General features: G+C 61.1%; 14 protein-coding genes. 4 read left to right on the top strand and 10 right to left on the bottom strand.

From position 1 onward, the window contains the following. Nucleotides 1–6: 6 nt before the first annotated feature. The 5 genes from pcaF to pcaR all read right to left on the bottom strand — a co-directional run bounded on the left by pcaF (nucleotide 7) and on the right by pcaR (nucleotide 5,438). Nucleotides 7–1,212: a 3-oxoadipyl-CoA thiolase gene (pcaF, locus tag DOCECA_RS03150; RefSeq protein ID WP_434611535.1), complete on the bottom strand. Its 1,206-nt coding sequence runs from the start codon at nucleotides 1,210–1,212 to the stop codon at nucleotides 7–9. Further along, on the bottom strand, nucleotides 1,209–1,988 hold the full coding sequence (locus tag DOCECA_RS03145) for a CoA-transferase subunit beta (RefSeq protein WP_420764441.1): 780 nt from the start codon (nucleotides 1,986–1,988) through the stop codon (nucleotides 1,209–1,211). The genes pcaF and DOCECA_RS03145 overlap by 4 nt, the downstream gene beginning before the upstream one ends. After that, complete coding sequence (locus DOCECA_RS03140; protein ID WP_420764440.1) at nucleotides 1,985–2,845, bottom strand: CoA transferase subunit A; 861 nt, start codon at nucleotides 2,843–2,845, stop codon at nucleotides 1,985–1,987. The genes DOCECA_RS03145 and DOCECA_RS03140 overlap by 4 nt, the downstream gene beginning before the upstream one ends. Nucleotides 2,846–3,139: 294 nt before the next feature. Next, a complete protein-coding gene (locus DOCECA_RS03135) occupies nucleotides 3,140–4,486 on the bottom strand; it encodes an MFS transporter (protein WP_434562714.1) in 1,347 nt (448 codons plus the stop codon). Between the two features lie 109 nt (nucleotides 4,487–4,595). Continuing rightward, on the bottom strand, nucleotides 4,596–5,438 hold the full coding sequence (gene pcaR, locus DOCECA_RS03130; protein ID WP_420764438.1) for a pca regulon transcriptional regulator PcaR: 843 nt from the start codon (nucleotides 5,436–5,438) through the stop codon (nucleotides 4,596–4,598). A gap of 16 nt (nucleotides 5,439–5,454) precedes the next feature. Between pcaR and DOCECA_RS03125 the strand changes: the two genes are divergently transcribed. The 3 genes from DOCECA_RS03125 (at nucleotide 5,455) to DOCECA_RS03115 (ending at nucleotide 8,030) form a co-directional block, all read left to right on the top strand. After that, nucleotides 5,455–5,868, top strand: a complete 414-nt coding sequence (locus DOCECA_RS03125; RefSeq protein WP_434610013.1) for a hypothetical protein — start codon at nucleotides 5,455–5,457, stop codon at nucleotides 5,866–5,868. A gap of 132 nt (nucleotides 5,869–6,000) precedes the next feature. Next, nucleotides 6,001–6,201, top strand: a complete 201-nt coding sequence (locus DOCECA_RS03120; RefSeq protein WP_420764436.1) for a hypothetical protein — start codon at nucleotides 6,001–6,003, stop codon at nucleotides 6,199–6,201. A gap of 353 nt (nucleotides 6,202–6,554) precedes the next feature. Then, complete coding sequence (locus DOCECA_RS03115; RefSeq protein WP_420764435.1) at nucleotides 6,555–8,030, top strand: inorganic phosphate transporter; 1,476 nt, start codon at nucleotides 6,555–6,557, stop codon at nucleotides 8,028–8,030. 185 nt (nucleotides 8,031–8,215) lie between these two features. Here the strand turns inward: DOCECA_RS03115 and ccoM are convergent, their stop codons facing one another. The 3 genes from ccoM to DOCECA_RS03100 all read right to left on the bottom strand — a co-directional run bounded on the left by ccoM (nucleotide 8,216) and on the right by DOCECA_RS03100 (nucleotide 9,072). Continuing rightward, on the bottom strand, nucleotides 8,216–8,332 hold the full coding sequence (ccoM, locus tag DOCECA_RS03110) for a cytochrome c oxidase subunit CcoM (protein WP_030139315.1): 117 nt from the start codon (nucleotides 8,330–8,332) through the stop codon (nucleotides 8,216–8,218). Between the two features lie 145 nt (nucleotides 8,333–8,477). Beyond that, entirely contained in the window at nucleotides 8,478–8,639 is a 162-nt protein-coding gene (locus DOCECA_RS03105) for a hypothetical protein (RefSeq protein WP_305496283.1), read from the bottom strand. 91 nt (nucleotides 8,640–8,730) lie between these two features. Then, the gene (locus DOCECA_RS03100) at nucleotides 8,731–9,072 is read right to left on the bottom strand and encodes an aspartate-semialdehyde dehydrogenase (protein WP_445571431.1); all 342 of its coding nucleotides are present in this window, start codon (nucleotides 9,070–9,072) and stop codon (nucleotides 8,731–8,733) included. A 250-nt stretch (nucleotides 9,073–9,322) separates the two neighbouring features. Here DOCECA_RS03100 and rapA point away from each other — a divergent pair, with 250 nt between their 5' ends. Beyond that, nucleotides 9,323–12,169 carry an RNA polymerase-associated protein RapA gene (rapA, locus tag DOCECA_RS03095; RefSeq protein ID WP_420764432.1) on the top strand — a complete coding sequence of 949 codons (2,847 nt, stop codon included), beginning with the start codon at nucleotides 9,323–9,325 and terminating at the stop codon, nucleotides 12,167–12,169. 58 nt (nucleotides 12,170–12,227) lie between these two features. On the opposite strand, the gene DOCECA_RS03090 is transcribed toward rapA, so the two are convergent. Then, nucleotides 12,228–13,106: an ATPase gene (locus DOCECA_RS03090; protein ID WP_420764431.1), complete on the bottom strand. Its 879-nt coding sequence runs from the start codon at nucleotides 13,104–13,106 to the stop codon at nucleotides 12,228–12,230. Between the two features lie 107 nt (nucleotides 13,107–13,213). Then, a complete protein-coding gene (locus DOCECA_RS03085) occupies nucleotides 13,214–14,206 on the bottom strand; it encodes an NAD-dependent epimerase/dehydratase family protein (RefSeq protein WP_420764430.1) in 993 nt (330 codons plus the stop codon). Between the last annotated feature and the right edge of the window lie 31 nt (nucleotides 14,207–14,237).

The raw sequence follows: 14,237 nt of genomic DNA, 5'->3' as shown, positions 1-14,237 counted from the left end.
CGACCGTCAGACGCGTTCGATCGCCAGCGCCAGACCTTGGCCGACCCCAACACACATGGTCGCCAGGCCTTTCTTGCCGCCGGTCTTTTCCAGATGATGCAATGCGGTCAGTACCAACCGTGCCCCGCTCATGCCCAGCGGGTGGCCCAGGGCGATGGCGCCACCGTTCGGGTTGACTTGCGGCGCATCGTCCGCCAGCCCCAAGTCCCGAAGTACCGCCAAGCCTTGGCTGGCAAAGGCTTCGTTAAGCTCGATCACGTCAAAATCGGCGACGGCCATTCCCAGGCGCTCGGTGAGCTTGCGCACCGCTGGCACCGGGCCGATGCCCATCACCCGGGGCGCCACCCCGGCACTGGCCATGCCCAGCACTTTGCCCCGAGGCGTCAGGCCATGTTTTTTAACCGCCTCTGCAGACGCCAGGATCATCGCGGCCGCGCCGTCATTCACACCCGAGGCGTTGCCGGCGGTGACGGTTTTGTCCGCGCCGTTGACCGGCTTGAGCTTGCTCAGGGTCTCCAGCGTGGTGTCAGCCCGTGGATGCTCGTCCTGCTCGACCACGGTTTCACCTTTTTTGTGGGCGATGCGCACCGGCACGATTTCCTCGGCAAAAAAACCGGCCGCCTGGGCCGCTGCCGCCCGCTGCTGGCTGCGCACGGCGAAGGCGTCCTGGTCGGCGCGGGAGACAACATGGTCGTCGGCCACGTTATCCGCCGTCTGCGGCATCGCGTCCACGCCGTACTGGGCTTTCATCAAAGGGTTGATGAAGCGCCAGCCGATGGTGGTGTCTTCCAGTTTCATGTTGCGGGAAAACGCCGCGTCGGCCTTGCCCATCACGAACGGCGCACGGGACATCGACTCCACGCCGCCAGCAATCGCCAGTTCCATCTCGCCGCTGGCGATGGCGCGGAACGCGGTCCCGATAGCATCCATGCCCGAAGCGCAGAGGCGGTTGAGGGTCACGCCAGGAACACTTTCAGGGAGGCCCGCCAACAGCAGCGCCATGCGCGCGACGTTGCGGTTGTCCTCGCCGGCCTGGTTGGCGCAGCCGAGGAATACCTCGTCCACTGCATTCCAGTCCACGGATGGGTTGCGCTCCATCAATGCCTTGATCGGCACGGCGGCCAGATCATCGGCACGCACGGCGGCCAGGCTGCCGCCGAACCGGCCGATGGGGGTTCGAATCGCATCACAGATAAAAACGTCGCGCATCAGGCTTCTCCCGGTGTCTGCCCGTGGGCGGCCGCAGTGCGGGCCTCAAGGTCACGCAGTGCGCGCAGCTCCACCTCGGTCGGCTCGGCGGTGGTCTGCACCTGGTCGGCGAAGCGGATCGCCCACCCGGTGGCCGCGATCACTTGCTCGCGAGTCACGCCAGGGTGCAGCGAGGTGACCACGAATTCATGACTGCCAGCTTCCGGCTCCATGATGCACAGGTCAGTGATAATCCCCACCGGCCCGGCACCCGGCAAGCCAAGGCGCTTGCGCGAGTCGCCACCTTCGCCGTGTCCGACCGAGGTGATGAAATCCAGCTTGTCGACAAACGAACGGGCCGACTGCTTGAGGATGATCAGCACACTCTTGGCGGAACCGGCAATTTCCGGCGCGCCACCCGCGCCGGGCAGGCGGACTTTCGGCTGATGGTAGTCACCCACCACCGTGGTGTTGATGTTGCCGAAACGGTCGACCTGGGCCGCACCGAGAAAACCGACGTCGATACGCCCCCCTTGCAGCCAGTAGCGGAAAATCTCACCGGTCGGTACGACAGTGTCCGCGGTTTCCGCCAGCTCACCGTCGCCGATGGACAGCGGCAATACGCTGGGCTTGGCACCGATCGGACCGGACTCGTAGATCAGCACTACATCGGGTGACGAAGTCAGCCGTGCCAGATTGGCCGCTTTGGACGGCAAACCGATGCCCACGAAGCACACGGCATTGTTCTTCAACCGCCGCGCCGCCGCGACCGTCATCATCTCATTGGTGGAATAGGTCATGGTTTCACCTGCGAAGCGGCTGCGAGCCGGGCCTGGAACTCACTGAAATCCTGGGTGCCGCGAATGTATTCGTCGATCCAAGCGCTAAACGTATCGCGATCCCGGGCGATGGGGTCCCACGCTTGGTAGAAACGATTATCTCGCTCGGTATAACCGTGGGCGTAGGACGGATGGGCGCCGCCGGGCACATGGCACACGGCGCTCAACGCCCAGGTCGGCAGCACGCAGGCGTTCATCGGCGCATTCAGGTCATCGACGATTTCTTCCACGGTGACGATGCAGCGCTTGGCGGCCAGGGCGGCTTCTTTCTGCACGCCGAGGATGCCCCACAGCAGCACGTTTCCTTTGCGGTCGGCTTTCTGAGCGTGGATCACCGTGACGTCCGGGCGCACCGAAGGCACGGCGGCCAACACCTCACCGGTAAAGGGACAGGTCACGCTCTTGATCAGCGGGTTGACCTTCGGCAGGTCGGAACCCGCGTAGGCCCGCAGCACCGCGAACGGTAGGCCGGAGGCACCGGCAACGTAGGCATTGGCCAGGTCTGCGTGGCTGTGCTCCTCGATTTCCAGCGGATGCGGCCATTGCTTTTCCACTGCGTCACGCAACCGGTGCAACGAGCCCACGCCAGGGTTGCCGCCCCAGGAGAAAATCAGCTTGCGAGCACAACCGGCTCCGATCAACTGGTCATAGATCAGGTCGGGCGTCATGCGCACCAGCGTCAGGTCTTTCTTGCCCTGACGGATGATTTCATGACCCGCCGCTGTCGGGATCAAGTGGGTGAAGCCTTCGAGCGCGACGGTATCGCCGTCGTTGACGAACTGCTTCACCGCATCGTGCAGCGAAAGGATTTCAGCCATGGGGCAGGCTCCCGTTTTCCAGTAGACCGACATGAATAAGGCGCGAGATTAGGCGCCGGAATGACTGAAGATTAAGCTTCGGGATGAGGGCAAAACAATCCGATAATCGACAGAGCGTTCGTTTATCGAACAGATTGTTGCTTGGCTATCTATTTATCAGGACACAGCAAATTCCCTGTGGGAGCGAGCTCGCTCGCGATAGCGACGTATCAACTTGCATCAATGTTGACTGACCCACCGCCATCGCGAGCAAGCGCGCTCCCACAGGTCTTTTACAGGCTCAAACTCTATGGCTCAGGTTGCGTCCGCATGGCTGACCATGCCCTTGATCACCACCGCCACGGTCGCCAGGGCCGCCGGGATCACCAACGCGGTCAGGACCTGTTCGAAGTTCCAGCCCAGCCCCAGCAGGGTCGCGCCCATCCAGGCCCCGAGAATCGCCCCGAAGCGACCTATGCCCAGCATCCAGGAAACACCGGTGGCCCGGCCCTGGGTCGGGTAGAAGCGCGCCGCCAGGGACGGCATCGCCGATTGGGCGCCGTTGACGCACATGCCCGCCACCAGCACCAAGGTGGCAAGCAGGGTGATGTTGCCCAGACTCTGCCCTACCGCATAGGCAAACAGCCCTGCCAACAGATAGAAAATGCCGATGACCTTGTGCGGATTGAACCGATCCATCGCCCAGCCCACGCCAACGGCGCTCAATACCCCACCGAACTGGAACAGCGCGCCGATGAACGCCGCCTGCTCCATGCTCGCGCCGCTGTCACGCATCAGGGTCGGCAACCAACTGGTCAGGAGATAAACGATCACCAGGCCCATGAAATACGTGAGCCACAGCAACAAAGTGCCGGCGCTGTAAGTGCCCGAGAAAATCACCGCCAGCACGTTGCGCGCCTTCACGGTTGTCTGCTCCGGCACGCTGAAGCTGGACGCCTGGGCGATAGTCGTTGGGTCAATCGGCGCCAGGGTCTTGCGCACTTTGTCGGTGCCACGGTTACGCACAACCAGGTAACGCGCGGACTCCGGCAACCAGAACACCAGCACGACCGCGAGTATCAGCGGCAGAACGCCGCCAATCAGCAGGAGGCTGTGCCAGCCAAATGCCGGGATCAACTTGGCCGAGATGAACCCGCCGCCGGCCATGCCGAGGTTGAAGCCACAGAACATGCTGGTCACCAGCAGGGATTTCTTGCGCTCCGGGGTGTATTCCGACAGCAGAGTGGTGGCGTTCGGCATGCCGGCGCCCAATCCCAGGCCGGTCAGGAAGCGCAGCACCAGCAATTGATCGACATTGGTACAGAACGCCGAGGCCAGGCTGAACGCGCCAAACAACACGACCGCGCCGACCAATACGAGTTTTCGTCCAAAGCGATCGGCCAACGGGCCGGAGCCCAGGGCGCCGAAGACCATGCCGATCAGCGCGGCACTCATGACCGGGCCAAGGCTGGCCCGGTCGATGCCCCAATCCTGGGACAACGCCGGCGCGATGAAACCCATGGCCGCGGTATCGAGGCCATCAAGGAAGACGATCAGGAAACAGAGAATGACCACGCGCCACTGATAGCGTGAGATCGGTTGAGCGTTGATGAAGGACTGCACATCGAGGCAGGTGCCTACGGAAGTCTGGGGCTGATTCATTTTATTTTTATTCCACGCAAGAGACGCCAGATGACGCTGCGCGACATTAATGAGGCCGGGCAAATACCGTCAATTCATCGCAGCCGAGTGTGTGCGTTTATCGAACAGCTTAAGAAAACAACTGTGCGCTCAAGTCGCGGCTGGCCCCCAGCAGACCTGGCAGGAAACGTTGCTCCAACTCATTGCGGCTGACCCGCCCGGCATGGGTGCTGACATTCAGGGCCGCGACTACTTGACCCGACGCGTCATAGACCGGCACGGCAATTGAGCGCAGCCCCTGCTCCAACTCCTGATCGACGATGCACCACCCTTGCTGCCGGACCTGATGCAAGCATTCAAGCAGCGCCTCGGGCGTATGCAGGGTCCTGCTTGTCTTGGCCTGAAGGTCGGCATGGTCGAGGTAATCTCGCAGCGAAGCGTCGTCCAGGGCCGCCAGCAGGATCCTGCCCATGGACGTGCAATACGCCGGCAGGCGGCCGCCGACGGACAGGTCCACGGAAATCAGCCGCTGGGTGGTCGCCGACCGGGCGATGTAGAGGATATCGTCGCCTTCGAGCGTGGCCATGTTGCAGGCCTCGTGCAGCTGTTCGCTCATGCGGTCCAGATAAGGCTGGGCGGACACGGCCAGCGGCGTCGATGACAAATAGGCGTGGCCCAGCGTCAGTACTTTGGGCAGCAATGAATAGGTACGCCCATCGGTGGTCGCATAGCCGAGCTTGATCAAGGTATACAGGCAACGGCGGACGGCGGCGCGGGGGATTTCCGTGCGATGGCTGATCTGCGCGATGGTCAGGTGCCGCTTGCGCTCCTGGAAAGCCTGGACCACGGCAAGGCCCCGGGCCAGCGAGGTCATGAAATCCGGGTCACCCGTCATGGCCTGGATCCGCTTGGCCGGCGAGGCGACGATCGGTGGCGCGACTGACGTAAAGGCATTGCGCAATTGGTCGTTCATGTCAGGTCCTCGGAAATTGACGACTATTACAAGCGGCTGCCCGGCCGACAGACAAGCACCTGGCGATCAAGACCGTTCGATTATCGAACTGGCGACCGATAATCGCAATCCATGCATCAGCTCTTCATCTGGCCATGCTCCTGATATCGCCCACTCGGGTATGGAAATAACAAAGATGGGCCGTGACGGGTTGCAACAAACGAGGCTCAATATTGAACTTGTGGTACGTCTTGAAACTCTGTTGACACAACTTGCACATACAAACATTGGTTCACACAAGGCAACCGAACGTTTTAACTTTAGCGATAGTGTTATTCAGATGGACCGCTATAATGCGCTCAGTGACGGCGCGGCCAATCGGCCAGTCCCCGTCCGCGGGCACGACAGTTCTAACTGTCATGTCGGCAACCGGTGCGTGAAGCATCGATGACCGCTTCCTCTGTGTCGGCAATAACCCGAAGCCCTGATGCTACGTCAGCTGTCAGCTCTGGTGCCGTGGCCGTCTGCATGACTGCATGCAGTGCGTATCACCAGATTAATTTTCAATTCATTAGGTAATACTGTGACGAAAGAAGAACTGCGCGCGGAACTTGAGCGCCAGGAACAACGTTACAAGGAAGTCTACGGCGGGGAAATCACCACCTACGCCGCGCAACCCGAACCGGAACGCAAACCTTGGCGCAAACGCGCCACCGTCCAGGACCAGGCTTTCAGCCAGGAACTTCAAAAGATGGAAAAAGAGCTCAAGTCCGAAGAAGGATGACGTCGCGCACTTGATGTTGTTACGGGCCGTGTCCGGTCGCCACCCAGGCCGGACACGGCAGCGGACGCCCGCCAAAAGTGGGCCGCTTCAACTCACCAGCCATCGGTCGGGTAACCGTAACGACTGCTCGTCCTTCAGATTTTTTCTTCCGACGATCCCGGCGCGAGGCGAACACGCCAACAGAGCTTTCATCCTTGTAAACAAAGGCTTGCAGCCTCGTGGCGCCCCTCGAAAAAGACAGCCTGCACCCCGGTCGCTTAGCAGAAGATTGTTACCGATGAGCAGGCAATGCATCGATTTGCGAGGTTTTCTGGCATAATCGCGCCCCCTTATGACCGGGTCAGAAAACCTTCATGATCGATTTATTCAGCGGACTGGATGCTTGGGTGCTCGTGAGCCTCTTGCTCGCCCTGGCTTTTGTCCTCGCCTTCGAGTTCATCAACGGCTTTCATGACACCGCTAACGCGGTTGCCACTGTTATCTACACCAAAGCCATGCCGCCTCACCTGGCGGTGTTCTTTTCCGGTGTGTTCAATTTCCTCGGCGTGTTGCTGGGCGGTGTGGGGGTGGCGTATGCCATCGTGCACTTGCTGCCCGTGGAACTGTTGATCAACGTGAACACCGGCCACGGGTTGGCCATGGTGTTCTCACTGCTTGCGGCGGCCATCACCTGGAACCTGGGCACGTGGTACTTCGGTATCCCGGCCTCCAGCTCCCACACCCTGATCGGCTCGATCCTTGGCGTCGGCCTGGCCAACGCATTGATCAATGACATTGCGCTGCGCGATGGCGTGAATTGGCAGAAGGCAATCGACATCGGTGCTTCCCTGGTGTTCTCGCCCATGGCCGGCTTCCTGATCGCCGCCCTGGTGTTGATCGGCCTGAAATGGTGGCGTCCGTTGTCGAAGATGCACAAGACGCCGGAACAGCGCCGCAAGATCGACGACAAGAAACACCCGCCATTCTGGAACCGCCTGGTGCTGGTGATTTCGGCCATGGCCGTCAGCTTCGTCCACGGTTCCAACGACGGCCAGAAAGGCATCGGCCTGATCATGCTGGTGCTGATCGGGATCGTCCCCGCGCAGTTCGTACTCGACCTGAACAGCACGACCTACCAGATCGAGCGTACCCGCGACGCGACCCTGCACTTGAGCCAGTTCTACAAGCGCAACAGTGAATCCCTCGGCGAATTCCTGGCCTTGGGCAAGAGTGTCGAAGGCGATCTGCCGGAGAAATTCCGTTGCAACCCGCAACAGACCGAACCGACCATCAACGCGCTGCTCGATACGCTCAAAGGCGTGGCGGACTACCACTCGCTGCCTTCGGAAAGCCGTATCGAAGTGCGTCGCTACCTGCTCTGCCTGGACGACACGGCGAAAAAGGTCGGCAAGCTGCCGGGTTTGGCGGCTCGTGAGAAAGACGACCTGAACAAGCTGCGCAAGGACCTGACCGCGACCACCGAATACGCGCCGTTCTGGGTGATCCTGGCGGTTGCCCTGGCGCTGGGCCTGGGCACCATGGTCGGCTGGAAGCGCGTGGTATTGACCATCGGCGAGAAGATCGGCAAGCAAGGCATGACCTACGCCCAAGGCATGTCGGCCCAGATCACCACCGCTTGCATGATTGGCGCGGCGAACGTCTTCAGCCTGCCGGTTTCCACCACCCATGTACTGTCTTCCGGCGTGGCGGGCACCATGGTCGCCAACAAGAGCGGCCTGCAAGGCGGCACGGTGAAGACCATCCTGCTGGCCTGGGTGCTGACCTTGCCGGCAACGGTGGCCCTGTCGGCGGCGCTGTTCTGGCTGGCGTCCAAGGCCATCAGCGGCTGAGTCTCTGGCAGTTATGAAAAAAGGTGCGTTCCTTGCGGTTCGCACCTTTTTTCATGCCCAGCCACCTGTGGGAGCGAGCAAGTTCGCCCCCACAATGGTTTTATGGGAAACCGGAACATTTGCCAAAAAAAAGGGCGACCGAAGTCGCCCAAAATGCCTTGCGTGCTCGCTGTCGCTGAAAAGGCCTACGGCTTCTTGCGCTTGTGCGCATCTTTCCAGATGAATAATCCAAAACCTGCGAAAAACACGAACATGAGGCCGACCGTCAACACACCGGCAAACACCACATTATCGATAAACATGACTGGCCTCCTGGTCTTGCCCCTGTTTCGTTGGAGCCAAGTTAACCAATCGGGCCTGGATGAAAATTGACCGGAATCAATACCGCTCGCGACGGAGCGAAATGAAGAGGGAATAATTGATTTGGATCAATGAATCGAGGGGAGCTCAGCGCTTTTTCGGTTTGTTTTTCGGTTTTTTCTTTGGCTTGCCCAGCGGCATGGCCTGCTCGAAAGCCTGGCGAACTTCATTGAGGCGTTTTTCGTTGAGGTCGTGAACGCGCTTGGCGCGCTCAGCGCCCAGGTCAATCAGCTTGTCTTCTTGGCTCATGGTGTGTCGGCATCATACGGTGAGTTCGGATGCGCCCATGATGCGGGCTGCTTCCTGCGTTGACCAGCCCGGCCGTCTCGGCGGGCTTGGATCAGATCTGGATATCGACCCACAGGCCTTGGCGCGACTCCCCTTCCACCAGCGGTACGACCGGTACTGTGTTGTCGGCGTTCAGCTCGGTGCCCGGCACCGCCAAATGTTCGCCGGGGTCTTCATCGGCTTCACGGCGACGCCTTTCACGCTCCTGCTGGCGGCGCTGTTCCTCGCGCAGCAACAACGCGGTTTCTTCAGGATCGCGCTTTTGCAGGTCGATGGTGCTTTCGCTGGAGCTTTCCTGAACAGGGACCACGGGCGGAATATCCGGTCGCGGCCGGATAGGATCCTGCTGCGCGGTAACGGGTACGGCGCTCAAGGGAAGCATGGGTGGCAACATAAAGGTCTCCTGTCTTCAGGTTGTCGGCTGTGGCGGGGACAGCTTGAACCGCTGGTCCGAAACTTGTGACCCGGTTGGCATTGCGCCCTGCCAGCCCACAAGCTTGTTTGATCGCGCAACCCGTTTAAGTTCCCTTGGCCAGGTTGACGGGGAGCGCCCACGCGAGGCCTGGCAGATGTGCGTAAATCCTTTGGTCTGGCGGCTCATTCCGTTAAGATAGCCGGCTTTTTCACGGCGGGAGTCAGGCAGCATGGCGCAGCAGTATCAACCGGGGCAACGCTGGATCAGTGACAGCGAAGCCGAGCTGGGTTTAGGCACCGTTCTGGCACAGGACGGCCGCTTGTTGACCGTGCTCTATCCGGCCACTGGCGACACTCGCCAGTACGCGCTACGGAATGCGCCCTTGACCCGCGTACGGTTTTCGCCGGGCGACGTGATCACTCACTTCGAAGGCTGGAAAATGACCGTGCGCGAAGTCGACGACGTCGATGGACTGTTGGTCTACCACGGCCTTGACGGCCAGAACGAAGTCGTCACGCTGCCCGAAACCCAGCTGTCGAACTTCATCCAGTTCCGCTTGGCCAGCGACCGCCTGTTCGCCGGCCAGATCGACCCACTGGCCTGGTTTTCCCTGCGCTACCACACGCTGGAACATACCAGCCGCCAATTGCAGTCCCCGCTTTGGGGCCTGGGTGGCGTCCGCGCCCAACCGATCGCCCACCAACTGCACATCGCCCGTGAAGTGGCTGACCGCATTGCGCCACGGGTACTGCTGGCAGACGAAGTGGGCCTGGGCAAGACCATCGAAGCCGGCCTCATCATCCACCGCCAACTGCTTTCCGGGCGCGCCAGCCGCATCCTGATCCTGGTCCCGGAAAACCTCCAGCACCAGTGGCTGGTGGAAATGCGCCGGCGCTTCAACCTGCAGGTGGCGCTGTTCGACGAAGAACGCTTCATTGAAAGCGATGCCAGCAACCCCTTCGAAGACACCCAACTGGCGCTGGTGGCGCTGGAATGGCTGGTAGACGACGAGAAGGCCCAGGACGCGCTGTTTGCCGCCGGATGGGACCTGATGGTTGTCGACGAAGCCCATCACCTGGTGTGGCACGAAGACCATGTCAGCCCTCAATACGCGCTGGTGGAGCAACTTGCCGAAACCATTCCCGGCGTACTGCTGCTGACCGCGACACCTGAGCAACTGGGACAGGACAGCCACTTCGCCCGTCTGCGCCTGCTGGACCCGAACCGTTTCCATGATTTGCAGGCCTTCCGTGCCGAAAGCGAGAACTATCGCCCGGTCGCCGAAGCCGTCCAGGAGTTGTTGGACAAAGGGCGCCTGTCGCCCGAAGCCCACCAGACCATCCACGGTTTCCTGGGTAACGAGGGCGAAGCGCTGCTGACGGCTGTCAACGATGGCGACATCGAAGCCAGCGCCCGCCTGGTTCGTGAATTGCTCGACCGACATGGCACTGGCCGCGTGCTGTTCCGCAATACCCGCGCCGCCGTGCAAGGCTTCCCGGAGCGCAAGCTGCACGCTTATCCTTTGCCATGCCCGGACGAATACCTGGAACTGCCGCTGGGCGATCATGCCGAGCTGTACCCGGAAGTCAGCTTCCAGGCCCAGCCGGACGCCAGCGAAGAAGAGCGCTGGTGGAAATTCGACCCGCGCGTCGAATGGCTGATCGACCAGTTGAAAATGCTCAAGCGCACCAAGGTCCTGGTGATCTGCGCCCACGCGGAAACCGCCATGGACCTGGAAGACGCCCTGCGCGTGCGCTCTGGCATCCCTGCCACGGTGTTCCACGAAGGCATGAACATTCTGGAGCGCGACCGCGCGGCCGCTTACTTCGCTGATGAAGAGTTTGGCGCCCAGGTGCTGATCTGCTCGGAAATCGGCAGCGAAGGTCGTAACTTCCAGTTTGCCCATCACCTGGTGCTGTTCGACCTGCCATCGCACCCGGACCTGCTGGAACAACGGATCGGCCGCCTGGACCGGATCGGCCAGAAACACACCATCGAGCTGCACGTGCCCTACCTGGAAACCAGCCCGCAGGCCCGGCTGTTCCAGTGGTATCACGAAGCCCTGAACGCGTTTCTCAACACCTGCCCGACCGGCAACGCCTTGCAGCATCAATTCGGCCCGCGCCTGCTGCCATTGCTCGAAGAAGCCGACGATGGCGACTGGCAAGCGCTGATCGACGAGGCCCGCGTGGAGCGCGAGCGCCTGGAAGCCGAGCTGCATACCGGCCGCGATCGCCTGCTGGAGCTCAATTCCGGCGGCGCGGGTGAAGGTGATGCGCTGGTGGAAGCCATTCTCGAACAGGATGACCAGTTTGCCCTGCCGATCTACATGGAGACCTTGTTCGACGCCTTCGGTATCGACAGCGAGGACCATTCAGACAACGCGCTGATCCTCAAGCCGAGCGAGAAAATGCTCGACGCCAGTTTCCCCTTGGGCGACGACGAAGGCGTGACCATCACCTACGACCGCAACCAGGCGCTGTCTCGCGAGGACATGCAATTCATCACCTGGGAGCACCCGATGGTGCAAGGCGGCATGGACCTGGTGCTGTCGGGCTCCATGGGCAACACGGCCGTGGCGCTGATCAAGAACAAGGCACTCAAACCCGGCACCGTGCTGCTGGAACTGCTCTATGTCAGCGAAGTGGTCGCCCCGCGTTCGCTGCAGCTGGGCCGCTACCTGCCACCAGCGGCCCTGCGCTGCCTGCTGGACGCCAACGGCAACGACCTGGCGGCCCGGGTCTCTTTCGAAACCCTGAACGACCAGCTCGAAAGCGTGCCACGCGCCAGCGCCAACAAATTCATCCAGGCCCAGCGCGACCAACTCGCGCCGCGGATCAATGCCGGCGAACAGAAAATCATCCCACGCCATGCCGAGCGCGTGGCCGAGGCCCAACGTCGCCTGGCGGCTGATACTGAAGAAGAGCTGGCACGCTTGACCGCGCTGCAAGCGGTCAACCCAACCGTGCGGGACAGCGAGCTGGAGGCTTTGCGCCAGCAGCGTGAGCAAGGGTTGGCGATGTTGGAGAAGGCTGCGTTGCGGTTGGAGGCAATTCGGGTGCTGGTGGCGGGGTAATTACGGCTGGGCTTTCGTTTCCGTGTGGGGGCGAGCACGCTCGCTCCCACAGGGTTCGTTACTGAGATCGGTTGCTCAGTTGCTGTTGCAGGTACTGGATCTGCGATTGCAAGGTGTTGATGTTGCGGGTGACCTGGCCGCGGAAGGCATCGAACTCGGCGGTGTTGCCGGAACGGTTTTCCTGTTGGCTCTTGAGCACGACCATGTCCTGCTCTAAACGCTCGATGGCCGAGTTGGAAGTGGCTCGTTTCAAAGCCGTGATGTCCGCACCGATGCTCTTGAGCTGCGCATCCAGGGCACCACCCTCGCCTTGGTTCTTCAAGGCCGACACTTCCGCCGCCAACGCCTTGACCTGAGCCTGGAGTTCTTTGTTGGCCGCTTGCAGCTGGGTGTTGGTGTTTTCCTGCTGCGAAGCCTGGGTGATCATCTTGGCCAGTTGCGTGTCCAGGTCGGCGGACGGGCCGAAGGCGCCTTGCAGCGCTTTATATTGTTCCTGCAGCTTGCCGTCGAATTGGCGGCCCTGCTCTTGCATCTTGTTTTCCAACTGTCTGATCTGCAGTTTCAAGGCTTCACTGTCGCTCATGACATTGGACTGTCCGGCGACCACCTTGCCGGAAATGTCCTGCAGGCGCCCGGCCGCATCCTCGCTGATGCGGGCGAAGCTTTCCTGGGTGGCCACCAATTGCTGTTCCATCAGGGAAATCTGCTGGAAACTCCACCACGCCAGGAAGGCCAGCGCGCACAGCAAGGCTCCGACCAAGGCCCACAGCGGCCCGGTGCTCGGTGCCTTGACCTTCGCCGCCGCAACGGACGCCGGACGCGCCTGCACGTGGGGCGGGCGATTGCTCAGGAAGTCATCGTCATCGGGGATGTCCGCCCGCATCCGCAGGCTCGGTACATCGTCGAAGTCGTCGTTGGCATCGTTACGCGTGGGCATGGGTTCAACCTTTGGGAAATCGGTGGTGACTCGATGCGGCGAGTATAACCCCCTCGCCCGCCGCACCCATTGACCCCGAACCGGGCACTCGGTTCATGACGGGGCGATCAGCGGCCATGCTGGACGCGCCACCAGGCGCAGAATTCATCGAGGGCGGCCCAGAGGCTGACCTTCGGATCATAATCCAGACAGTGCCGTGCCCGGTCGATATCCAGGGTGAAATTCCTGCTCATCACCTGCATGCCCAGGCGTGACAGCGTCGGTTCAGGCCGTCCGGGCCAGATTGCGCAAAGACCTTCGTTCATGGCCGCAACGCTGTAGGCCAGTCCATAGGAGCGGTAACGCCTGACCTGCGGGACTTCCATCTGCCGCATCACATAATTGACCACATCCCACAGTGGGACAGGCGCGCCATTGCTGATGTTATAAGCCTTGCCCAAGGCCGAATCGGTGGCCAGCAGGCTGCTGAGCAGCGCTTCGTTGAGGTTCTGTACGCTGGTGAAATCCACTTTGTTCAAGCCGTTGCCAACAATCGCCAGGCGTCCCTTGCGCTGCATTTTAAGCAGCCGCGGGAAAATGCTCATGTCGCCGGCACCGGTGACGAATCGCGGGCGCAGGGCCAGCACTTCCAAACCGAACTCCTGAGCACCGAAGACTTTCTGTTCGGCCAGGTATTTGGTGGCAGCGTAGGGATGCTTGAAACGTTTGGGCACCTGTTCTTCGGTCAATCCCAAGTGGTCACGACCATCGAAGTAGATCGAGGGCGAAGAAAGGTGAACCAGTCGCCGGACCTTTTGCTTCAGACAAGCCTCGACGATGTTCTCGGTGAGCTGGACATTGCCTTGGTGAAAGTCCTGGTAGCGTCCCCATAACCCCACCGAGCCGGCGCAATGCACCACGGCGTCGACATCGCGACACAGGTCCCGGGCCAACATCGGGTCGCCCAGATCGCCCTCGATGAACTCGGCGCCGCGCGTCACCAGGTGCTGGACGTTTTCAGGCCGGCGGCCATTGACCCGAACATCCAGGCCTTGCTCCAGGGCGAAACGCGCAAAGCGTCCGCCAATGAAGCCGCTTGCGCCGGTGACCAGAATTTTCATGAAATGCTCCTAAATCAGTTTCGTGCCACAA

This window comes from Pseudomonas sp. E102 (genome assembly GCF_052660185.1).
This window is presented reverse-complemented; position numbering and strand designations above follow the sequence as displayed.

Excerpts from the sequence above, each read along its gene's own strand:
- DOCECA_RS03135 (WP_434562714.1), bottom strand. The coding sequence starts at position 4,486 with ATGAATCAGCCCCAGACTTCCGTAGGCACCTGCCTCGATGTGCAGTCC.
- DOCECA_RS03105 (WP_305496283.1), bottom strand. The coding sequence starts at position 8,639 with ATGAGCCAAGAAGACAAGCTGATTGACCTGGGCGCTGAGCGCGCCAAG.
- pcaR (WP_420764438.1), bottom strand. The coding sequence starts at position 5,438 with ATGAACGACCAATTGCGCAATGCCTTTACGTCAGTCGCGCCACCGATC.
- DOCECA_RS03115 (WP_420764435.1), top strand. The coding sequence starts at position 6,555 with ATGATCGATTTATTCAGCGGACTGGATGCTTGGGTGCTCGTGAGCCTC.
- DOCECA_RS03145 (WP_420764441.1), bottom strand. The coding sequence starts at position 1,988 with ATGACCTATTCCACCAATGAGATGATGACGGTCGCGGCGGCGCGGCGG.
- DOCECA_RS03100 (WP_445571431.1), bottom strand. The coding sequence starts at position 9,072 with ATGTTGCCACCCATGCTTCCCTTGAGCGCCGTACCCGTTACCGCGCAG.
- rapA (WP_420764432.1), top strand. The coding sequence starts at position 9,323 with ATGGCGCAGCAGTATCAACCGGGGCAACGCTGGATCAGTGACAGCGAA.
- ccoM (WP_030139315.1), bottom strand. The coding sequence starts at position 8,332 with ATGTTTATCGATAATGTGGTGTTTGCCGGTGTGTTGACGGTCGGCCTC.
- DOCECA_RS03090 (WP_420764431.1), bottom strand. The coding sequence starts at position 13,106 with ATGCCCACGCGTAACGATGCCAACGACGACTTCGACGATGTACCGAGC.
- DOCECA_RS03085 (WP_420764430.1), bottom strand. The coding sequence starts at position 14,206 with ATGAAAATTCTGGTCACCGGCGCAAGCGGCTTCATTGGCGGACGCTTT.
- DOCECA_RS03140 (WP_420764440.1), bottom strand. The coding sequence starts at position 2,845 with ATGGCTGAAATCCTTTCGCTGCACGATGCGGTGAAGCAGTTCGTCAAC.